This window comes from Photobacterium obscurum (assembly GCF_026191635.1).
Lineage (GTDB): Bacteria > Pseudomonadota > Gammaproteobacteria > Enterobacterales > Vibrionaceae > Photobacterium > Photobacterium obscurum.
The window spans coordinates 103,752-126,891 of the sequence record NZ_JAKRRW010000014.1; the positions used below are offsets into that span (position 1 = coordinate 103,752).

Annotated in this window: 15 protein-coding genes; 7 read left to right on the forward strand and 8 right to left on the reverse strand. The window is 50.3% G+C overall.

The annotated features are described in order from the left end of the window. Nucleotides 1-10 precede the first annotated feature (10 nt). From pilB to MD588_RS17025, 4 genes are all read right to left on the reverse strand, one after another. A complete protein-coding gene (gene pilB / locus MD588_RS17010; RefSeq protein ID WP_265698711.1) occupies nt 11-1,720 on the reverse strand; it encodes a type IV-A pilus assembly ATPase PilB in 1,710 nt (569 codons plus the stop codon). Continuing rightward, a complete protein-coding gene (locus MD588_RS17015; protein ID WP_265698712.1) occupies nt 1,720-2,235 on the reverse strand; it encodes a pilin in 516 nt (171 codons plus the stop codon). Before MD588_RS17015 ends, pilB begins: the two co-directional genes overlap by 1 nt. A 465-nt stretch (nt 2,236-2,700) precedes the next feature. Further along, entirely contained in the window at nt 2,701-3,588 is an 888-nt protein-coding gene (gene nadC / locus MD588_RS17020; protein WP_265698754.1) for a carboxylating nicotinate-nucleotide diphosphorylase, read from the reverse strand. A 191-nt stretch (nt 3,589-3,779) separates the two neighbouring features. Beyond that, nucleotides 3,780-3,947 carry a hypothetical protein gene (locus MD588_RS17025; RefSeq protein ID WP_265698713.1) on the reverse strand — a complete coding sequence of 56 codons (168 nt, stop codon included), beginning with the start codon at nt 3,945-3,947 and terminating at the stop codon, nt 3,780-3,782. Between MD588_RS17025 and ampD the strand changes: the two genes are divergently transcribed. From ampD to lpdA, 5 genes are all read left to right on the forward strand, one after another. Next, complete coding sequence (ampD, locus tag MD588_RS17030; protein ID WP_265698714.1) at nt 3,934-4,488, forward strand: 1,6-anhydro-N-acetylmuramyl-L-alanine amidase AmpD; 555 nt, start codon at nt 3,934-3,936, stop codon at nt 4,486-4,488. The genes MD588_RS17025 and ampD overlap by 14 nt on opposite strands. 290 nt (nt 4,489-4,778) lie before the next feature. Beyond that, nucleotides 4,779-5,552: a pyruvate dehydrogenase complex transcriptional repressor PdhR gene (gene pdhR / locus MD588_RS17035; RefSeq protein ID WP_265698715.1), complete on the forward strand. Its 774-nt coding sequence runs from the start codon at nt 4,779-4,781 to the stop codon at nt 5,550-5,552. An 82-nt stretch (nt 5,553-5,634) separates the two neighbouring features. Next, nucleotides 5,635-8,298, forward strand: a complete 2,664-nt coding sequence (gene aceE / locus MD588_RS17040; RefSeq protein ID WP_265698716.1) for a pyruvate dehydrogenase (acetyl-transferring), homodimeric type — start codon at nt 5,635-5,637, stop codon at nt 8,296-8,298. A gap of 13 nt (nt 8,299-8,311) precedes the next feature. Further along, complete coding sequence (gene aceF, locus MD588_RS17045; RefSeq protein ID WP_265698717.1) at nt 8,312-10,228, forward strand: pyruvate dehydrogenase complex dihydrolipoyllysine-residue acetyltransferase; 1,917 nt, start codon at nt 8,312-8,314, stop codon at nt 10,226-10,228. A gap of 174 nt (nt 10,229-10,402) precedes the next feature. After that, nucleotides 10,403-11,833, forward strand: coding sequence for a dihydrolipoyl dehydrogenase (gene lpdA / locus MD588_RS17050; protein WP_265698718.1), 1,431 nt, complete (start codon nt 10,403-10,405; stop codon nt 11,831-11,833). A 276-nt stretch (nt 11,834-12,109) separates the two neighbouring features. Here lpdA and MD588_RS17055 read toward each other — a convergent pair whose 3' ends face one another. After that, a complete protein-coding gene (locus MD588_RS17055) occupies nt 12,110-14,026 on the reverse strand; it encodes a methyl-accepting chemotaxis protein (protein WP_265698719.1) in 1,917 nt (638 codons plus the stop codon). 61 nt (nt 14,027-14,087) lie between these two features. Between MD588_RS17055 and MD588_RS17060 the strand changes: the two genes are divergently transcribed. Further along, nucleotides 14,088-16,391, forward strand: a complete 2,304-nt coding sequence (locus MD588_RS17060) for a patatin-like phospholipase family protein (protein WP_265698721.1) — start codon at nt 14,088-14,090, stop codon at nt 16,389-16,391. Nucleotides 16,392-16,638: 247 nt separating this feature from the next. Then, nucleotides 16,639-19,236, forward strand: coding sequence for a bifunctional aconitate hydratase 2/2-methylisocitrate dehydratase (acnB, locus tag MD588_RS17065; protein ID WP_265698722.1), 2,598 nt, complete (start codon nt 16,639-16,641; stop codon nt 19,234-19,236). Nucleotides 19,237-19,368: 132 nt separating this feature from the next. Here the strand turns inward: acnB and MD588_RS17070 are convergent, their stop codons facing one another. The 3 genes from MD588_RS17070 to MD588_RS17080 all read right to left on the reverse strand — a co-directional run bounded on the left by MD588_RS17070 (nt 19,369) and on the right by MD588_RS17080 (nt 23,069). Next, entirely contained in the window at nt 19,369-20,505 is a 1,137-nt protein-coding gene (locus MD588_RS17070; protein ID WP_265698724.1) for a glycerate kinase, read from the reverse strand. Nucleotides 20,506-20,517: 12 nt separating this feature from the next. Continuing rightward, nucleotides 20,518-21,783 carry a GntP family permease gene (locus tag MD588_RS17075; RefSeq protein WP_265698726.1) on the reverse strand — a complete coding sequence of 422 codons (1,266 nt, stop codon included), beginning with the start codon at nt 21,781-21,783 and terminating at the stop codon, nt 20,518-20,520. A 131-nt stretch (nt 21,784-21,914) separates the two neighbouring features. Next, nucleotides 21,915-23,069 carry a sugar diacid recognition domain-containing protein gene (locus MD588_RS17080; RefSeq protein WP_265698727.1) on the reverse strand — a complete coding sequence of 385 codons (1,155 nt, stop codon included), beginning with the start codon at nt 23,067-23,069 and terminating at the stop codon, nt 21,915-21,917. Between the last annotated feature and the right edge of the window lie 71 nt (nt 23,070-23,140).

The following is a 23,140-nucleotide window of genomic DNA, read 5'->3' on the forward strand; positions in this document are numbered from 1 at the left end:
TTAATAGGTTCTAACTAAAGTGCAGTACTCGTTGCAGCTCGGCGAGGCTGGTGACGCCTTCACACAATTTTTCAATGCCAGAAAGCTGTAGTTTCTGCATTCCCTGTTTGCAGGCGATGTCTTCCAGTTCCAGTGTTGATGCGCCGGTCATCAGTGCCTCTGCAAGCTCACGGCTGAACGGCATGACCTCATAAATTCCGACTCGGCCGATGTAGCCCTTATTGCAGTCGTCACAACCGAACTCACTGGCTTGATAGAGCGAGGCTGTTAGTGGAATCGTGAATTTTTCCCGCATATAGTCATCCAGCGGGTGGGGTTGTTTGCAGTTATTGCATAATCGCCGCGCCAGACGCTGGGCGATGATCAGGCTGAGCGACGATGCTAGGTTGAAGTCTTCCACCCCCATATTGGTCAATCGGGTGATGGTTTCGGCGGCTGAATTAGTATGAAGGGTCGAAAGCACTAAGTGTCCGGTTTGTGCGGCTTTAACCGCTATCGCGCCAGTTTCCAGATCGCGGATTTCCCCCACCATCACCACATCGGGATCCTGACGTAGAAATGATCGTAGGGCTTCGGCAAAACCGAGACCGACCAGGGTGTTGATCTGTACCTGGTTGATCCCCGGCAGGTTGATTTCCACCGGATCTTCGGCGGTAGAAATGTTGAGCGCGTCGGTATTGAGGATTTTCAGTCCGGTATACAGCGAAACGGTTTTGCCGCTCCCTGTCGGTCCGGTCATCAGGATCATCCCCTGCGGTTGTTGCAGCGCACTGAGGTACGCCTGTTTTTGCTGCTCGTTATAGCCGAGAATATCAATATCCAGATTGGCACTGGAGCTGTCGAGGATCCGCAGAACCACCTTTTCACCCCACAGCGTCGGCAGGGTAGACACCCGCAGGTCGATCGCCAGTGTTGGGGTGAGTTTTAATTTGATCCGGCCATCTTGTGGTTGGCGGCGCTCGGCAATATTGAGCTTCGACATCACCTTGAGGCGAGTTGATAGCCGGCGTGACAAATGAGCTGGTGGAGTCGCATGCTGGTGCAATATCCCGTCACAGCGAAAACGGATCCGGTAAGTTTCTTCGTAGGGTTCGAAATGAATATCAGACGCTTTCTTACGTACTGCATCCATCAGGGTTTGGTTGATATAGCGGGTAACCGGGGCGCTGTCCTGGCTTAAATCCAAGGCGTCATCGAACAGTTCTCCGTCGCCCAAATCGACCAGGTTCCCTAAGTCCTCATCACTGACGCTGCGCTGGTGTTGATGCTGGTTTGGGTTATAGCCACCGCCGATCTCGCTGCCGTAAATCCGCCGTATTGCACTTTCCAGTTGTTTGTTTTCTAGCAGCAGCGGCTCGATATTCTTTCCGATGGCAAAGCGGAACTCGTCCAGCGCGTCGATTTGGGTTGGATCGCTAAGACCAATGAACAGCGTGTTGTCGTTCATCTGCAGCGGCAGCACCCGATGACGCAGCACCAAGTCACGTTGGTTTAGATCTTTACAGCAGGTGTGGTAGTCGTACTGGTGAACATCAATCAGCGCAATGGCAAAGATATGTTCCAAATGGCGAGCGAGCTCGGTGGCGCTAAAAAAGCCCAGCTGAACTACAGCAGAAGGTACGTTAGCACCTTCTGCCCTGACATAGTCAACCACTTGCTGCTCCTGAACCAGGCTAATCAAGTTAGCCTGATGCAGGATGGAAGCGAGGTTGGTTTGCATTAGCTGGCTGGACAAAAATCAGTCGAAGCACCGACTGTAGTATTACATGTAACATTCCATGTTACACCGCTTCCTGTTATTTTAGGGGTAAGCTGTACTTTTGCATCTGTTGGTAGTGAGCCTTTGGCCCCATCAACTTGTGCTGTAATCGCGCCTGATTTGTATTGAGCAATTTTTTTAGTGTTATCATTTGGATCAGCAACAAGCTCAGCAATTACATTCGAAGTCACTTTAAATGAATCGCTAGTATCCTTGGTAAAAGTCTGCTCCCCCGGAACCCCATTTTTTGTCTCGCTACAGTCGATGGTCGTGCTACCTCCTGAAGTTGACCAGCTTCCATTAAGTAGACAGACGCCAACTGCGGTTTTGAATGCACTGCTGGCATTTAGCATTTCACTAGCATGGGTTCGGGCCGTATAGTTTTGATAAGCTGGTACCGCAAATGCGCTCAAAATTCCAATAATCGCCACCACAATCATCAATTCAATTAAGGTAAAACCTTTTTGTCCTTTCATGTTTCTTCCCTTTAAAAAAGTAGCCAATAAGCCAGATAATTTAGTGATTCCAGCATAAACCCATATGCAAGTTACTGAATAGGTGGTAAATGATTACTCGGCGCACTGTTAAAAAAACTCAGTTTGGTTACATTTGTTACATAATGCGCATCGGCGAAAAACTCAGTTTTTATTATTTAAATTATCAGCTTATGGAATTTTTTATTGGGATAAGGAATGCTTATTCAAGCTTGATAATGAATTGGGTGAGTGAATGTATTGGTGTTGGATATAAAAGGTGCTGGATATATTAGAGGCTAGGTATATTAGGGAGCTGGATCCTAGAAACGTGTTCCTAGAGGGAAGTGTTGATGATTTCGGGGGAAGTGGATAATCGTTAGAGAAAGAAAGCTCCTCCCCTTCATCAGGGGAGGGAACTAGAGCCCGCTCTTTCTAGGTACAAGGAACCAGTCTCTTGGAATTTAGTTACTTAAACCTCATCGACAAATCCATTGCCTTGAGGTGCTTGGTCAGCGCGCCGACCGAGATATAGTCGACACCGGTTTGGGCGTATTCGTGGATGGTTTCTAGCGTTACATTGCCGGAATTCTCCAATGCCGCACGGCCGGCATTGAGTTTAACTGCGTCACGCATCATGTCGGTGGTGAAGTTATCCAGCATAATAATGTCAGCACCGGCATCGATAGCCTGCTGTAGCTCTTCCAGACTCTCTGTTTCCACCTCGACCGGCTTGCCCGGATTGAGCTGCTTGGCGGTGCTGATGGCTTGCTCAATGCCACCGCAGGCAATGATGTGGTTTTCCTTGATCAGGTAGGCATCGAAGACACCGATACGGTGGCTGTAGCCGCCGCCGCAGGTCACCGCATATTTCATGGCGCTGCGCAGGCCCGGAATGGTCTTGCGGGTATCGAGCAGGCGGGTATTGGTGCCTTCCAGTTGCTTGGCGTATTTGGCAACGGTGGTGGCGCAGCCTGACAGGGTCTGGATGAAGTTCATTGCGTTGCGCTCACCAGTCAGCAGAATGCGAGATGGACCGCTCAGAGTACATAGAGTCTGGTTTGGCTCAACGGTGTCGCCGTCCTGAACATGCCACTCGATACTGACTTCACCACCTAGCTGCCTGAAGACTTCCTCGGCCCACATCTGGCCACAGAAGATACCGTGCTCGCGGGTAATGATTGTGGCGACGCCCTGGCTATCGGCCGGGATCAGGCTCGCTGTTATATCCAAAGCCGGATCGATAGTACCGCCCAGATCTTCACGCAGAGTATCGGTAACGGCGCGGGTGATTTCGTGTGGGAGTTGCTGCTTTAAGTAGTCTAAGCGCGACTTGCTGTCGTGCTTCTTTTCCATCTGAGTCATGACATATCCGTAGCAAGGTTGAGCTGCTAATGAATGGGGAGAGATTCCCTCTTTTTGATGAGTTGATCATACATGGAGGGGCGGGAAGATCCTAGATCTTGGATCCTAGTTCCTGGGAAAAGCGGGGAGCTAGGTTCTAGGAAAAGCAGGTCCTAGGAAGAACAAGAGCTTGACACAACTCTTTAGCTGTTGAAATCTGCCTTCAGTACCCAGTACCCAGTACCCAGTACCCAGTACCCAGTACCCAGTACCCAGTACCCAGTACCCAGTACCCAGTACCCAGTACCCAGTACCCAGTACCCAGTACCCAGTACCTGAGAATCACAGGATGAATAAATGTTAACAATCAACAACGATCACTGGCTTGAGGGCGTTAAGCATGTGCCGTCACCGTTTTTCGATCAACGTCCAGATAGCCAAGATATCTCGCTGCTGGTGGTGCACAACATCAGTCTGCCGCCGGGGCAGTTTGGCGGACCGTATATCGAGCAGCTGTTTACCGGTCAGCTGAATCCGGACGAACATCCCTATTTCGGGTTAATTTCAGGCTTTCGCGTCTCAGCTCACTGTTTAATTAGAAGAAATGGCGGTATTATCCAGTTCGTACCGTTTGACTGTCGCGCCTGGCATGCAGGAGTTTCGCAATTTGCCGGCCGTGATAAGTGCAATGATTATTCTATTGGTATAGAACTGGAAGGAACGGACACCCTCCCTTATACCCAAGCTCAGTACGATACACTGACAGAGCTGACCCGGGTTATTATTCGTCGTTACCCTGACATCGATGCTTCGCGGATCACCGGCCATGAGTTTATTGCGCCGGGGCGCAAAACGGATCCCGGTCTTTCTTTTGACTGGCGGGCGTTTAAAACAGCGCTGCTGGAAAAGTAATTGACTACGACTGACAAGAGGTCTGGAGCAAATTGGTCAGACCATTAATGATTTTTTCACTCTTCTCTCTATTTCTTACTGTTAATTAATAGTAACTGGCGTGTGTTAATAAGTTTTCACAAAATGAAATCTTTGTTAAACGTGCGCTTGTTCTATGATTTGCATCAAGTTGCCAGTAGACATCCTCAATTATTTCTGTAAACTTTCCTTCCAGAATTTAATTGGTATTACCAATTACCCGCAATCGGGTTCACTGAAACACTATAAGTACAAGAACCATAAAGAAAAAAATGACTTATAAACGAATTCGCCAACCCAAGCTCTCCGATGCCATCGAGCAGGAAATTGAGCGCCTGATCCTCGAGGGCATCTTGTCCCCGGGTCAGCAGCTGCCGCCTGAGCGCGAGTTGGCTAAGCAATTCGACGTTTCACGTCCTTCTGTGCGAGAAGCAATCCAGCGTCTTGAAGCCAAAAAACTCCTGACTCGCCGTCAGGGCGGTGGCACCTTTGTGACCGAAAAGCTATGGCAGAGCTTTTCTGAACCGTTGCTGGACTTGCTTGGTGCTAACCCGGAAGCCCAATTAGATTTACTTGAGTCTCGCCACGCCCTCGAAGGCCTGGCTGCGTATTACGCGGCACTGCGAGGCAACGAAGAAGATTTCACTCGTATCCGTGACTGCCATACACGGATACAAGACGCTCAGCAGCAAGGCGATCTCAAAGCCGAAGCTAACGCGGTAATGCAGTACCTGATTGCGGTGACCGAGTCCGCACATAATGTCGTACTGCTTCATATCATCCGCAGCCTTGCCCCATTGTTAGAGCAAAACGTATTACAAAACTTTGAGCTCCTGAACCGCCGCCAAGATGTGGTGGAGAAGGTGCGAAAGCATCGAGCCGATATTGTGCAAGCGATTGTTTCTGGTGAGCCAGAAAAAGCCCGTGAAGCATCGCATGCACATTTGGCTTATATCGAGGAAACCCTGTTGGATTTATCGCGTGAAGATAGCAGACGTGAACGCTCTCTTCGTCGGATTCAACAACGCAAGGACGGGCTGGATTAGTACCCCTCATATAAGCCGAGGGTGGTAGTAAACAGTCGCGACATTGTTAGTTTTGTAGATTATCAACGAAAGGATAGATCGCATGTCTGAAGTCATGAAAAATGACGTTGACGTACTTGAAACTCAAGAGTGGCTAGAAGCTCTTGAATCAGTCGTTCGTGAAGAAGGTGTAGAGCGTGCACAGTACCTGCTTGAGCAAGTTCTGGATAAAGCGCGTTTAGACGGTGTAGATATGCCAACGGGCATGACTACTAACTACATCAATACGATTCCAGCTGCACAAGAGCCTGCGTATCCTGGTGATACTACTCTTGAGCGTCGTATCCGTTCCATTATCCGCTGGAACGCAATCATGATCGTACTACGTGCTTCTAAGAAAGATTTAGACCTGGGTGGCCACATGGCTTCTTACCAGTCTGCTTCTGCTTTCTACGAAGTATGTTTCAACCACTTCTTCCGTGCACCAAACGAAGTAGATGGCGGCGACTTGGTTTACTACCAGGGCCACATCTCTCCAGGTATCTATTCTCGTGCATTTGTTGAAGGTCGTCTGACTGAAGAGCAGCTAGACAACTTCCGTCAAGAAGTTGATGGCAAAGGTATCCCTTCATACCCGCACCCTAAACTAATGCCTGAGTTCTGGCAGTTCCCGACTGTTTCTATGGGTCTTGGCCCTATCTCGGCTATCTATCAAGCTCGTTTCCTGAAGTACCTTGAAGGTCGTGGCCTTAAAGACACTTCTGCTCAGCGCGTATACGCGTTCCTGGGTGACGGTGAGATGGATGAGCCAGAATCACGTGGTGCAATCTCTTTCGCAGCGCGTGAGAAACTGGACAACCTATGTTTCCTAATCAACTGTAACCTACAGCGTCTTGACGGCCCGGTAATGGGTAACGGCAAGATCATCCAAGAGCTAGAAGGCCTATTCAAAGGTGCTGGCTGGAATGTGGTTAAAGTGGTTTGGGGCAACAACTGGGATGCGCTACTAGCGAAAGACACTACCGGTAAGCTTCTTCAGCTAATGAACGAAACTATCGATGGCGATTACCAAACATTCAAATCTAAAGATGGCGCATACGTACGTGAGCACTTCTTTGGTAAGTACCCAGAAACAGCTGCACTAGTTGCAGACATGACTGATGACGAAATCTTCGCACTTAAGCGTGGTGGTCACGAGTCTTCTAAGTTGTTCGCGGCGTTCAACAACGCAAAAGAAACTGGCGGCAAACCAACTGTAATCCTAGCGAAAACTGTTAAAGGTTACGGTATGGGTGAAGCAGCTGAAGGTAAAAACATCGCTCACGGCGTGAAGAAAATGGACATGACACATGTTCAGCACTTACGTGATCGTCTAGGTCTAGAAGATCTAGTTTCTGACGAAGACATGAAGAACCTTCCATACCTGAAACTGGAAGAAGGTTCAGCAGAGTACAACTACCTGCATGCTCGTCGTAACGCGCTGCACGGTTACACACCTAAGCGTCTGCCTAAGTTCACTCAAGAGTTCAAAGTGCCTGAGCTCGATGCATTTGCCCCTCTACTAGGTGAGCAGAAGCGTGACATCTCTACCACTATGGCTTACGTACGTACGCTAAATATCCTTCTGAAAGATAAAGGTATTGGTAAAAACATCGTACCAATCATTTGTGATGAAGCGCGTACATTCGGTATGGAAGGTCTATTCCGTCAGGTTGGTATCTACAACCCACACGGTCAAGAATACACACCTGAAGACCGCGGCGTAGTTTCTTACTACAAAGAAGCGACTTCTGGTCAGGTTCTACAAGAAGGTATCAACGAGCTTGGCTCAATGGCATCTTGGGTTGCTGCTGCTACATCTTACAGCACAAACGATCTGCCAATGATCCCATTCTACATCTACTACTCAATGTTCGGTTTCCAACGTGTTGGCGACATGGCATGGCTAGCAGGTGACCAACAAGCACGTGGCTTCCTACTTGGTGCTACTGCAGGTCGTACAACGCTAAACGGTGAAGGTCTACAGCACGAAGATGGTCACAGCCACATCATGGCTAACACTATTCCTAACTGTATCTCTTACGACCCAACGTTCGCTTACGAAGTAGCGGTAATCATGCAAGACGGTATCCGTCGCATGTACGGTGAGAACCAAGAGAACGTGTTCTACTACCTAACGGTAATGAACGAAAACTACGCAATGCCAGCAATGCCAGAAGGCGCTGAAGAAGGCATCCGTAAGGGTATCTACAAGCTAGAATCTTACGCAGGCGATAAGAAAGTTCAGCTAATGAGCTCTGGTACTATCATGAACGAAGTACGTAAAGCGGCTCAAATCCTAAGCGACGACTACGGTGTTGCATCTGACATTTACTCTGTAACTTCATTCAATGAACTTACACGTGACGGTCAGGATGTTGAGCGTTTCAACATGCTACACCCAGAAGCAGAGCAGAAAGTTCCTTACATCACGTCTGTGATGGGTACTGAACCTGCAATCGCTGCAACTGACTACATGAAGAACTACGCAGAGCAAGTACGTGCATTCATGCCTTCTGAGTCTTTCAAAGTTCTTGGTACTGATGGTTTCGGTCGTTCTGACAGCCGAGAGAACCTACGTCGCCACTTCGAAGTTAACGCAGGCTACGTAGTAGTTGCAGCGCTAACTGAACTGGCTAACCGTGGTGATGTTGAGAAATCAGTAGTTGCTGAAGCAATTGCTAAATTCAACATCGACGCTGACAAGATCAACCCGCTATACGCGTAAGAGGCAATAAAACATGGCAATCGAAATTAATGTACCTGACATCGGTGCGGATGAGGTTGAAGTAACTGAGATTCTTGTAAGCGTTGGCGACAAGGTTGAAGAAGAGCAGTCACTGATCACTGTAGAAGGCGACAAGGCTTCTATGGAAGTACCAGCTTCTCAGGCGGGTATCGTTAAAGAAATCAAAGTTGCGGAAGGCGACACAGTTTCTACCGGTTCTCTAATCATGATTTTCGAAGCCGAGGGTGCTGCAGCTGCAGCACCTGCTCCTGCGGCTGAAGCAGCACCTGCTGCTCCAGCTCCAGCAGCAGCGGCTCCTGCAACTTCAGAGCTTAAAGAAGTTCACGTACCGGATATCGGTGGCGACGAAGTTGAAGTAACTGAAATCATGGTTGCAGTTGGCGACAGCATCGAAGAAGAGCAGTCTCTTCTAACTGTTGAAGGCGACAAAGCATCAATGGAAGTACCAGCACCATTTGCCGGTACGCTAAAAGAGATCAAAGTAGCAGCAGGCGATAAAGTATCGACTGGCTCTCTTATCATGATCTTCGAAACAGCAGGTTCATCACCTGCAGCAGCTTCAGCAGCAGCTCCAGCAGCAGTAGAAGCGCCAGCGGCGGCTCCTGCAGCATCGGCTGCGAAAGAAGTAAACGTGCCGGACATCGGCGGTGATGAAGTAGAAGTTACTGAAATCATGGTTGCTGTTGGCGATACAGTGGAAGAAGAGCAATCTCTGATCACTGTTGAAGGTGACAAGGCTTCTATGGAAGTTCCTGCACCATTCGCGGGTACGGTTAAAGAAATCAAGATTGCAGCTGGTGACAAAGTGTCAACTGGCTCACTGATCATGGTATTCGAAGTGGCTGGCGCAGCTCCTGCTCCGGCAGCCGGTCCAGCGGCGGCAGCACCTGCAGCAGCGCCAGCGAAAGCGGCACCTGCTCCAGCGGCAGCTCCAGCAGCAACCGGGACGCCGGCCGCTGGTGATTTCCAGGAAAACAACGAGTACGCACACGCGTCTCCAGTTGTTCGTCGTCTAGCTCGTGAGTTTGGCGTTAACCTATCTAAGGTTAAAGGTACTGGCCGTAAGCAACGCATCCTGAAAGAAGACGTACAGAACTTCGTTAAAGAAGCGCTTAAGCGCCTTGAGTCTGGTGCTGCGGCAGCTGGCAAAGGCGACGGTTCTGCGCTTGGTCTACTACCATGGCCGAAAGTTGACTTCAGCAAGTTCGGTGAGACTGAAACTAAGCCTCTATCTCGCATCAAGAAGATCTCTGGCGCTAACCTGCACCGTAACTGGGTAATGATCCCTCACGTTACACAGTGGGACAACGCAGATATCACTGCTCTGGAAGCATTCCGTAAAGAGCAGAACGCGATTGAAGCTAAGAAAGATTCAGGCATGAAGATCACTCCTCTTGTGTTCATCATGAAAGCGGCAGCTAAAGCACTTGAAGCATTCCCTGCGTTCAACTCTTCGCTATCTGAAGACGGTGAAAACCTAATTCTTAAGAAGTACGTGAACATCGGTATTGCTGTTGATACGCCGAATGGCCTGGTTGTTCCTGTCTTCAAAGACGTGAACAAGAAAGGTATCTACGAGCTATCTGAAGAGCTAATGGCTGTATCTAAGAAAGCACGTGCTGGTAAGCTAACTGCTGCAGATATGCAGGGTGGCTGTTTCACTATCTCTAGCCTTGGTGGCTTGGGTGGTACTGCATTCACACCAATCGTGAACGCACCAGAAGTAGGTATCCTAGGTGTATCTAAGTCTGAAATGAAACCAGTATGGAACGGCAAGGACTTTGAACCTCGCCTAATGCTTCCTCTATCACTGTCTTACGATCACCGCGTGATCGACGGTGCTGAAGGTGCACGCTTCATTACTTACCTAAACGGTTGTCTATCTGATATCCGCCGTTTGGTGCTTTAAGGTTTCACATCCGCAACGCCATGCTTGTAACAGCAAGCATGGAATTGTTGTCTAGCTCACAGGCTATAGCAATTTAGTTTTCAGTTTGTTAACACCTCTGTAAAATCGTTGGCAAACTGAAACAAGAAACTTGCACGTACCTGTTAGGGATAAAAGACTTACAACGAGGTCATGATGAGTAAAGAAATTAAAGCCCAGGTAGTGGTGTTGGGTTCAGGCCCTGCTGGTTATTCTGCGGCATTCCGTTGCGCGGACTTAGGTCTAGATACGGTTCTAATCGAAAAATACAGCACTCTAGGTGGTGTATGTCTGAACGTGGGTTGTATCCCATCTAAAGCTCTTCTTCACGTAGCTAAAGTTATCGAAGAAGCGAAGGCAATGGCTGATCACGGTGTTGTGTTCGGTGAGCCGCAAACAGACATCAACAAGATCCGTCTGTGGAAAGACAAAGTAATTACTCAGCTAACTGGCGGTCTTGGCGGTATGGCCAAGATGCGTAAAGTTAACGTAGTTAACGGTTACGGTAAATTTACCGGTCCTAACACGATTGTTGTTGAAGGCGAAGACGGTCAGACGACTGTTAGCTTCGACAACGCGATCGTAGCGGCGGGTTCTCGTCCTATCGAGCTACCATTTATTCCGCACGAAGATCCACGTATCTGGGACTCAACTGACGCGCTAGAGCTGAAAGAAGTTCCTGAGAAACTGCTTGTAATGGGCGGCGGTATCATCGGCCTGGAAATGGGTACGGTTTACCACGCACTAGGTTCTCAGATCGACGTTGTTGAAATGTTCGATCAGGTGATCCCAGCAGCTGATAAAGATATCGTGAAAGTATTCACGAAGCGCATCAAGAAGAAATTCAATCTGATGCTGGAAACCAAAGTTACTGCAGTTGAAGCGAAAGAAGACGGTATCTACGTTTCAATGGAAGGTAAGAAGGCACCAGCTGAGCCAGTACGCTACGATGCGGTTCTTGTGGCTATCGGCCGTGTACCAAACGGTAAACTGCTAGATGCAGAGAAAGCAGGTATCGAAGTTGACGAGCGTGGCTTCATCAATGTTGATAAGCAGATGCGCACTAACGTTGCTCACATCCACGCTATCGGTGATATCGTTGGCCAGCCAATGCTTGCTCACAAAGGTGTGCATGAAGGCCACGTCGCTGCTGAAGTTATCTCTGGTAAGAAGCACTACTTCGATCCTAAAGTGATTCCTTCAATTGCCTACACTGAGCCAGAAGTGGCATGGGTTGGTAAGACAGAGAAAGAAGCGAAAGCAGAAGGTATCAACTACGAAGTTGCGACTTTCCCATGGGCAGCCTCTGGCCGTGCAATCGCTTCTGACTGTGCTGACGGTATGACGAAGATGATTTTCGACAAAGACACGCACCGTGTGATCGGTGGTGCTATCGTTGGTACTAACGGTGGTGAGCTTCTTGGTGAAATCGGTCTGGCGATCGAGATGGGTTGTGACGCAGAAGATATCGCGTTGACTATCCACGCTCACCCGACACTGCACGAATCTGTAGGTCTAGCTGCAGAAGTGTTTGAAGGTTCAATCACTGACCTGCCAAACGCAAAAGCGGTTAAGCGTAAGAAGTAATTCTTGCTGCTTGAGCTGATATGAAAAAAGCGCCTTCGGGCGCTTTTTTTGTGTTTGCAAGAGCGGGCTCTGGACCCTAGAACCTAGTTTCTAGAAGAAGTACGGTCCTAGGAAGAACAGGTCCTAGGTTTCTAGGTAGAGCAAGGGCTTGACATGCTTCTGAGGTTTGGTGAGCTTGTTTGCAGGACCCAGGATCTAGTTCCGTAAAAAATAAAGGAGAGCCGAAGCCCTCCTCATTCATATTTCTTGCCGCGAAGCATATTGCTTCTCGCAACCTTAGAGCTTAAACGTGCCCACCATATCGTCCAGACGCTTTGATAGCTCGCGCAGTTCCTGGCTTGAATGTGCCAGTTCCGTTGCCGTATCGGCCGTACGCTGGGTGGTTTCGTTGATTTCCTCGATGTTGCAGTTGATGTCGTTGACGACCGTCGACTGCTCTTCGGTGGCTGTTGCAACCTGGGTATTCATATCGGAGATCAGGGTGATGCGATCGGCGATCGATACCAGAGCACCAGACGCTTCATCGGCAGCGGATACGCCGTCAGAGGTCAGATGGCGGCTTTGAACCATTGCGTTTACCGCATCGCTGGCTTCTTCCTGCAGGCGGTTGATCATGGTTTGGATTTCGTTGGTAGATTCAGACGCTCGGCTAGCAAGATTGCGCACCTCATCGGCAACCACCGCAAAACCACGGCCTTGCTCGCCTGCGCGGGCGGCTTCAATAGCGGCGTTCAGTGCCAGCAGGTTAGTTTGCTCTGAAATACCACGGATGGTATCTAGAATGCTGCCAATGGCCTGGGTATTGTTGGCCAGCGATTCAATCACTTCACTGACCTGAGTGACGTCATTTGACAGCTGGTTGATACTGTCTCGTGCCTGACCTACCACTGTCTGGCCACTTTGGGTTTCGTTTTCGGCATTATGGGCCGCTTCGGCAGCCTGGGCGGCATTGCCGGCAATTTCATTTACCGTTGCACCCATCTCGTTGATGGCCGTTACCACCTGAATGGTACGGTCACGCTGGCTGTGGCTGTTATCCAGTGTCAGCTGCGCCTGAGAGGCGACGGATTCGGCGGCATTGCGTAGCGAGTTGCCGGTTTCGGCGACTTCCTTCACCGAGTAGTGGATCTTGCCAATGAAGCTGTTAAAGCCTTCTGACAGCTGGGCGATTTCGTCCTTGCCTTCGATATCAATGCGATGGCGCAGGTCGCCTTCACCTTCGCCGAGATCTTTGAAGACTGCAGCCAGACGTTCGATTGGGCGGGTAATGTTGCTACCCAGCCAGACAGCCAGCAAGATGAATACTGCCGCAATACCTGCCGTCCAGAACATAATCTGGTTACGGGCCTGGTTCAGGCCGGCAAAAGCTTCCTCTTTGGGCAGTTCGGCAACCACGTACCATTCCATTGACGGGATATAGCTGGTAGCAACGAGTGTTTCTTTTCCATTCACCAAGGACTCTGCGACATTAAAATCATCCTTGCTCAGTAACTGGCGGGCAATATCGGCACCGTAGAGCTTGTTCAGATCACTGCTACCCATCTTGCTGCTGTCTTTGTGCAGGCGAACCGCACCGCTGGCATCGGTTAGATAGACATAGCCGCTTTGCTCCAGCTTGAACTGGTTGACGAAGCGGACCATCTCATCCATCGATTTGGATAGGCCGGCCATGCCGCGTCCGTGTAATTGCTGGAAGTTTACAAACAGTTTGACCTCACCGTTGGCCTCCTGGAATACATTCAGCATCTTGGCATTGCCGCTGTTGGTGAAGCCAAAGAACCAGCCATCCTGCTGTTGGGTCAGGCGACGCAGAAAGCCATTCTGATTCCAGTAGTTGCCAGTGGTACGATCAGCAACGGAAGCATCAAACAGATTGTACTGAGTTCTGATATCATTGAGCTGTTGAACCAGTTTATCTTCCTGCTGCTGGCTAAGCTTTGTTTCGAACATTTCAGTGATGAAGCGGTTCGTTGCCAGTTGTTGAGCAGCAGATTGAAGCAACGAGACCTCTTTGTCGATGTTGTTTCGGATCTGCATCAGTGTTGCGGGGAGCTCTGACTCTAGCAGGCGGCTTTCGACAACATCCCGGGCTTGTTTCTGACTAATAACGCCGACGAGTACTGTTGAGGCGAGCACGGCGAGAATCATCGCCAGGATCAGCTTTTGTTTTATTGTGAACTGGTTGAACTTCATAATGCTAACTGCTTATAGATATAGTAATGAACGAGTTGTTCGTTCATGGATAAAGTAACCAATGACCCAGTTAAGGCCATCAGTGAATAATCTTCCTTCTAGTGTTTATCTGCCGATCCGTTACATAACTTTAGTGACAATGATCACATTGCTGATGATAAGTTACTCATCAAGCGTTTTAGCCTCCGACAGGCCGAAAGTCGGTGTCGTGCTCGGGGGGGGGGGGGCGAAAGGTGCCGCCCATGTCGGGGTCCTTAAGGCATTGGAAGATATGCAGATTCCCGTTGATTATATTGTTGGTACCAGTATGGGGGCCTATGTTGGCGGCCTGTATGCCACGGGTATGAGTGCCGATGAAATCGAGGCGCTGTTGATTACCGAGGACTGGGAGAGCGGCTATACAGACCGGGTCAAACGAAGCGATCGCAGGGTACGGGAAAAGCAGCAGGAGGACCGGTTTCAGATCAATAGTGAAATCGGGTTTGAGCTGTGGGAGCTAAAAGTGCCGAAAGGTTTTGTTCAGGGGCAGACGATGGGAGAGCTCCTGCGTTCGACCTCAGGTAATCTGCCGGCGATGGCGAGTTTTGATCAGTTGGCCATTCCATTCCGGGCTGTTGCGACGGATATTGAAAATCTAGAACCTGTCGTCCTCGATAAAGGGGATCTGGCGGAAGCTATGCAGGCCAGTATGTCTATCCCCGGTGTGCTGCCACCGATGGAGCTGGGGGATAAATTACTGGTTGACGGTGGGATCACCAATAATTTGCCCGTTTCTGTCGTTAAAGAGATGGGCGCAGATATTGTTATTGCGGTTGATATCAGCAATGAGTTCAAAACTCGTAACGAGCTCGACAACTATTTTGCAGTAATGGATCAGCTGACGGATTTCATGGTACGTGATAATGCGACTCGGCAGGTTAAGTTACTGACGGATAAGGATATATTAATCCGTCCGAATATTCGCGGGATCAAAACTAATGACTTTCAGCGAATGCCTGAGGCATTCGAAAGCGGCTATGCGACGACGATGGCGCTTGATGAGCAGTTGAAAGTACTGGGAAAGTCAATCTGGTATCAGGATTATATCGATCACAAGCAGCGACAGCGCCGCAGCCTCAATTATCTTGATGAGATCAGGGTCGATGATATTCAGTTGGTTAACCACAGCCATTATTCCGACCAGGTGCTGCTTGATCGGTTGGCGCTGGAGTCTGGAACCATGATTAGCTCTGAAGAGCTGGCGGAAAGTGTACGCAACTTGTATGCGCTGGATCGCTTTGAACGTGTTGATTACCGGATTCAGAGTGAAGCGGGTAAAAATGTTGTTTTGCTCGATGTTAAAGAGAAGAGCTGGGGGCCGAACTTCATCGATTTGCGTTTTGCTTTGGAAGATGACTTCGAGAATAGTACTGACTACTCAATGGGGCTGGCATTTAATGTCACCGGCCTTAGCCAGGCGGGGGCAGAGTGGCGCACTGAGTTGGAATATGGCTCTGATACCCGGATTGCCACAGGCTTGTATCTGCCGTTTATCAAGGATCAGGAGTGGTTCAGTCTGATTTCGGCAGAGTATAAGCTTGCCGACAAGAATATAACAGGCTTCAATGATGAACCGAGCCTAGAAACGATTGATGACTTTCTGCCAGCTTCGTTTACTGATACCACCTTTGATACCTCTTTTGGCTGGCAGCCTGAGCTATGGCATGAGATTAGGCTGGGCTTTCGCTATATTTATGGCATAACTGAGTTCCCGGGTATTCTCGATATTGGTAATGAAACGAGGAAAAGTCGGGTCGGTTATGTTCGCTATAGCCTTGATACACTTGATGATTTTACCTTGCCTAAACGGGGCAACCTGTTCCAGATAGAAGTCGCTGCATCCGATGACCGTGTTGAGTTTTCGGGCATTGAGAGTACGGATTTTGCTTTTCATCTTGATGCAAAATGGAAAGGGGCCTATACCTTTGGTGATCATACTCTGATGGGGAAAGCTGAGGTTGGGCGTATTAAGTCAGATTTTGATTTGCGGCTTGATCCCAAAGAAATCGGCGGCTTTTTGAATCTATCCGGTATCCCCAAAAACAGTATGTCGGGTAACAACAAACTGTTTTCGGCCATGGTTTATCGCTATCACTTGCTGGATCAGGATTTCGGTTTGTTTAAGTCGACAGTGTATATCGGCAGTTCCTTGGAATGGGGCGGGGTCTATAACAACGAGGATATTCCGTTTGACGAGGCACCGCTGTACTTTGCCGGTAGTCTGTTCAGCGGTATCACCACCCCGTTCGGCCCGTTGATTGTCGCTTACGGCCAGACGGAGCAGAACAATAGCGCCTTCTATTTATTCTTCGGCGGGGCACTGTAGTGGCAATAGGTATAGCCTAAAGTCGTAGTGTGGTACGTCATAATTATGCTGAAAGTGTGAATGTTGTAAAAAGAGGGTGGATTTTAATTTTAAGTTAAAAATGCTATGCTGGCTGAACGGTTTTGGTCTCTTCTGCGCGTATTTAGCTCTGAATTCATGGAATAATACGGCGCGCATTGAATGAAGAGATCAATCACTTCCAAGGATGTTTGGCCATTAGGCCAAACCGAAATAAGAGGAATATGTCGTGCTTGAAGCCTACCGTAAACACGTCGAAGAGCGTGCTGCAGAAGGAGTTGTTGCGAAACCACTCGATGCCGAGCAGGTTGCCGCTCTGGTTGAGCTACTGAAAAATCCACCAGCGGGTGAAGAAGCCTTCCTGCTTGATCTATTAGAAAACCGTATTCCCCCAGGTGTAGACGAAGCGGCCTATGTAAAAGCCGGTTTCCTGGCTGCACTAACCAAAGGTGAGGCTAGCTCACCGATTGTCAGCAAAGAAAAAGCAGCCGAGTTATTAGGCACTATGCAGGGTGGTTACAACATTGAGCCACTGATCTCCCTACTTGATGATGCGGAACTTGCCCCTATTGCGGTCAACGCGCTTTCCCATACCTTGCTGATGTTTGATGCATTCTATGACGTGGAAGAGAAAGCCAAGGCGGGCAACGAGTTTGCCAAGCAGGTGATCCAGTCATGGGCTGATGCTGAGTGGTTCCTGTCTAAGCCAGAGCTGGCAGAAAAAATCACTTTGACCGTATTTAAGGTAACTGGCGAGACAAACACCGATGACTTGTCTCCGGCACCGGATGCCTGGTCGCGTCCAGATATCCCGCTTCATGCCTTGGCAATGTTGAAAAATGACCGTGACGGTATTAAACCAGATCAGCATGGTTCCATTGGCCCGGTTAACCAAATTGAAGCTCTGAAAACAAAAGGCCACCAGCTGGTCTACGTTGGTGATGTTGTCGGTACCGGTTCATCGCGTAAGTCGGCGACGAACTCCGTGCTGTGGTTTATGGGGGATGATATCCCATATGTACCAAACAAGCGTGCCGGTGGCTATGTGCTGGGCGGTAAGATCGCGCCAATCTTCTTCAATACCATGGAGGATGCCGGCGCACTGCCTATCGAAGTGGATGTTACTGCGCTGAACATGGGCGATGTGATTGACGTTTACCCGTTCAAAGGTGAAGTGCGTCGCCACGACACTGACGAAGTGGTATCGACGTTTACCCTGAAGACCGACGTACTGATCGACGAAGTGCGTGCCGGTGGCCGTATTCCGCTGATCATCGGCCGCGGCCTGACAGACCGGGCACGCCAGTCGCTAGGCTTGCCGTCTTCTGAGGTTTTCCGTCGCCCTGGTGCGGTTGAAGATACCGGTAAGGGCTACAGCCTTGCGCAGAAGATGGTCGGTAAGGCATGTGGTGTCGAAGGCGTTCGTCCTGGTACTTATTGCGAGCCTAAAATGACCACTGTCGGCTCCCAGGATACTACCGGCCCGATGACCCGTGACGAACTGAAAGATTTGGCCTGCCTTGGCTTCTCGGCAGAGCTGACCATGCAGTCTTTCTGTCATACCTCGGCCTATCCGAAACCAATCGATGTAAATACTCATCACACATTGCCTGATTTCATCATGAACCGTGGTGGTGTTGCATTGCGTCCGGGCGATGGTGTTATTCACTCTTGGCTAAACCGTATGCTGCTGCCTGATACTGTCGGTACCGGTGGTGACTCGCATACCCGTTTTCCTCTGGGGATTTCATTCCCTGCGGGCTCTGGGCTGGTGGCATTTGCCGCTGCAACAGGGGTGATGCCGCTTGATATGCCTGAATCTATTTTGGTTCGCTTTAAAGGTGATATGCAGGAAGGGATCACCCTGCGTGATTTGGTTCATGCCATTCCTTACTATGCGATTCAACAGGGTCTACTGACAGTTGAGAAAGCAGGCAAGATCAACGAATTTTCTGGCCGCGTACTGGAAATCGAAGGGGTTGAGCACCTGACGGTCGAGCAGGCATTTGAGCTTTCAGATGCATCGGCTGAACGAAGCGCTGCCGGTTGTACGGTGAAGCTGTCTGAAGACTCGATTGCCGAGTACCTCAACTCTAACATCGTGATGCTGAAGTGGATGATCGCCGAAGGTTACGGTGACCGCCGTACTATCGAGCGTCGTATCACTGCAATGGAAGAGTGGCTGGCCAATCCTGAGCTGATGGAAGCGGATAAAGATGCTGAGTACGCTCATGTGATCGAGATTGATCTGGCTGATATCAAAGAGCCGATCCTTTGTGCGCCGAACGATCCGGACGATGCGCGCTTGCTGTCTGATGTTCAGGGAACTGAAATCGACGAAGTGTTTATTGGCTCTTGTATGACCAACATCGGTCACTTCCGCGCGGCGGGCAAGCTACTTGAGAAGTTCGGTGGTCAGCTAGATACCCGCCTGTGGGTAGCACCGCCAACCAAGATGGATAAAGATCAGCTAACGGAAGAAGGGTACTACGGTATCTTTGGTCGTGCCGGGGTGCGTATCGAAACTCCGGGCTGTTCGCTATGTATGGGTAACCAGGCGCGTGTTGCAGATAAATCGACAGTCATGTCGACTTCGACCCGTAATTTCCCGAACCGTCTGGGTACCGGTGCCAATGTTTACCTGTCCTCGGCTGAACTGGCTGCCGTTGGTGCGATTCTTGGCCGTATCCCGACCAAGGAAGAGTATCTGGAGTATGCCAAGCAGATCGATGCTACGGCGGCTGATACCTACCGTTACCTGAACTTCCACCGTATGGATAGTTACACAAAGAAAGCGGATGATGTGATTATTCAGGCTGCGGTTTAGGAGCCGGAAGAACAGGTTCTGGAAAAAGCAGGACCTAGGTAAGCAGAATAGTCGTCTTTCAATATAAAAAGGGGTAAGTCAGCTTTTGACTTACCCCTTTCTTTAACTAAATTTTGTAGATCCTAGAAACAGTTACCGCTTTCCTACCGTCAGCATTGCCGCGACATTGCGTGCAGTCATCTGGACATTAAATGCGGCTTCTTCCAGTGCATCGCTCAGTACCATCGCACGAGGCACGACGCTAAATACTGCATCAATACCATGGTCGTAAACCACGTCGCAGTCATCGGACAGGCAGCCGGCAATACCAATAACCGGGGTGTGGAACTTCTTGGCGGTACGGGCTACGCCAATCGGTGTCTTGCCGTGAATCGTCTGGCTATCGATACGCCCCTCGCCGGTGATTACCAGATCCGCGTCGGCGACAACTTCCGTTAGGTTGACCGCATCCATCACAATGTCGATCCCCGGGCGAAGGCTGGCATCCAGTAGGCCAAGCAGTGCGGCACCCAAGCCGCCCGCGGCTCCGGCTCCGGCCATCTCTTTGATATCGCGATCCTGCTGGATTCGGATCACCTCCGCATAATGGGCAAGGTTGGCATCAAGTTGTTTGACCATCTCAGCCGTCGCGCCTTTCTGCGGGCCAAATACCTGCGAAGCACCTTTCGGGCCGCACAGTGGATTATCGACATCACAGGCAACTTCAAGTTTGATTTTTGCCAGGCGAGGGTCGATATCGCTGGTATCAATATGCGCCAGGCGCGCCAGTTCACCACCGCCAAAGCCAAGCTCGTTGCCATCGGTATCCTGCAGCTTGATGCCGAGCGCCTGAGCCATCCCGATACCGCCGTCATTGGTTGCGCTGCCGCCAATGCCGACAATAATATGTTCAACCCCGCTATCGAGAGCCGCCTTGATCAGCTCACCGGTACCGAAAGTCGTGGTGAGCAGCGGGTTACGCTGTTCTGGCGTAACCAGATGCAGGCCGGAAGCGGCGGCCATTTCGATGATCGCGGTTTTGCCGTCACCCATCAGGCCGTAGAAGCCGTCGACGGGCTCGCCTAGCGGCCCGGTTACACGGCATTCGATGACTGTTCCGTCGGTGGCATCAACCAGTGACTGTACGGTGCCTTCACCGCCATCGGCCATTGGCAGCTTGTGGTATTCCGCGTCAGGCAGAACCTGACGGAAGCCGGCTTCGATTGCTGTGGCAACTTCCATTGCCGTTAGGCTTTCTTTATATGAATCTGGAGCAATAATAATTTTCATGTTGAGAACCTCTTAGACGAACAGGCCGAAGACACCGAAGATTAGGGTTGAGACGGTGGCGATCATCAGGCCGACAGCAGACTCGTAAGGAATAAGTTTCAAGCGCTCTTTAATATCCATGTGTACGGCACCGCCTGTCGCATGGAAGAAGCTACCGTGTGGCATATGGTCCATAACCGTTGCGCCGGCATGGATCATTGCAGCACCGGCCAGAGCAGGCACACCGAGCTCTAGAATAGTGTGGCTGAATACGCTGGCGGCAACTGCAGTACCGGCGGTGGTCGAGGCGGTAGCCAGTGCCATCATCGAGCCAGAGATAGGTGCCAGCAGGTAAGACGGCAGGCCAGAAGCGGTCAGTACATCAATCAGACCGTCTTTCAGGCCCGAGTTGGCAATGATGCCGGCAAGAGTACCGGTACCAAGAAGCATCACGGCAACCGGCGCCATCCGGGTCAGGCCTGATACCGCAAAATGGTTGGCATCACGGAAACGCCCCATGACCAGTGCCCCGACCAAGCCGCCCAGTGGCAGGGCGATAAGCGGGTCGACATTGAGACCGGCAATTGGGCGCAGCGCCAATAAGGCGATGGCAATCAGCGGGGCGACAATAGAGGCGCCAAAACTCGGCAGGCGGCTATGGTCAACAGCAACCACTTCGTGGGCTTCTACCTTGCTGCCTTTGTTAACCAATTTCTTGGCAATGATATAGGCCAGTGCCATGCCGAACAGGCCTGGGATCACGCCGGCGGCCATGACCGAGGTCAGCGGGACATTGAAGGCATCAGCGGCCGCAATGGCGTTAGGGTTCGGCGACATTACGTTACCGGCCTTACCACCACCGATCATTGCCAGCAGGATCGCCATTTTCGACAAGTCGGCACGGCGGGCGATAGCCAGTGCAATTGGTGCAACAGTGATGACGGCAACGTCGACGAAGACACCGACTGCGGTCAGGATCATGGTTGCTACTGCCAGTGCCAGCAAGGCTCGGGTTTCGCCGACCTTTTTCACAATGGTTTCGGCAATAGAAGTCGCAGCCCCTGATTCAATGAGCACACCGGCCAGAACACCTGCGGCAAGAATACGCAACACCGCCGTGACAATGCCTTGGGCACCGCCAATCATCAAGTTGACGGTATCAGTAAGAGAAACGCCACCGACAATACCGCCGACCAGGGCGCCGATGATCATACCGTAGGCGGGTGGGACCTTTTTCAGGATCAGTGAAATTGCGACGATCAGTGCGGCAAGCGCGCCGAGGGTTGATACTTCTACCATCATTCAAACCATTAAAAGTAATACGATAGCGGCAAATGTACTCAGTAATGATGATTGATGCTTTGGGCGAGGTGACAAATAATTACCACCTCACCATTGGTTTTTTGTGCATCTGCACAATTTGGTTTTTTTCAGCTGTGATTGAGTACGGCAAGATATAAACGGGTTTTATCACTTATATTGTTGAAATTTAATGATGTTTCTTGTTCTATCTTTTCCAGCCGGTAGCGAAGAGTGTTGCGGTGAATATGAAGGGCTGCGCACGTTTGAGCTAAATCACAATTTTGGAGAAAAAATGCCTGGAGCGTTTTGAGTAATATGCCACGAGGGTCATTTCGCTTGAGCCTGGCCAATGGCTGGCATAATTGCTCGTGGCGCCAGCTGTCACTCCTGACGGCACTGAGCAGTACCGGTAAGATATGATCTTGATAGAACATCACTTGGTTCTTGTTACTTGAGCGGTTGTTATGACTCTCCATCGTGGCTTTGGCCGTCATATAGGATTTTGACAGCCCTTGCAGGGTCGGGAAGTAATCGCCCAGTGCCATATGGATGGTAAAATTCCCTTCCTTGGCAATTCTCCGCAGCAGTTTGGTGATCCGCTTCTGCTCCAGTGATTTTGACCAACCTTCAGCCTCTAAAGAGATCGGTTTGAGTACTACCACCTCGTTCATCGAGACCGAGGCAATACCGACCAGGTTGTCACGTTCAGGGTATTCGAGCAGGTGAACCAAGTGCTGAAGGTGTTCGAGCGACAGGTTCTCTCCCTGTTTGGGAAAGACCTTTACAATGGCGGCTATACGCGGCTGGGACAGATCCAGATCGAGTCGTTCCGCGATAGAGAGTAACTGGTTTTCATTGAGTTCCGAGCCTTGGATCAACTGTAGGACCAGTTCTTCCCGGTGGCGTTTGTTCCACTGTACCTGGGCCATTAGGGCTGCCTGCTCGACAATCAGCTCGGCGGTCATCTTGACCAGTTCGCCGTAGTTACGGACCTGCTCAGGCTCGCCTGAAATACCCACGACGCCGATAGTCTGGCCTTGAAATACGATCGGCAGGTTGATCCCGGGTTTGACCCCCTTTAGCTGCAGAGCCGTCGCGGAGTCTATTTCTACAACCCGGTGGTCATTGAGTGCCAGAATAGCCCCTTCGTGACGCTGGTTAAGGCGCTTTGGGTCGCCAGAGCCGATGATCCTGCCATGCTCATCCATAACATTGACGGAATAGCGGAGAATTTTCATGGCGCGTTCGACAATCTGTCGGGCAATTGTGGCATTCAGTTGCATTCTTGTTCCAGATCCTGAAAATGTGCGGGCTTTGTAATGATTAGTCCGGGGCCTTTGATACCTCGTGACTT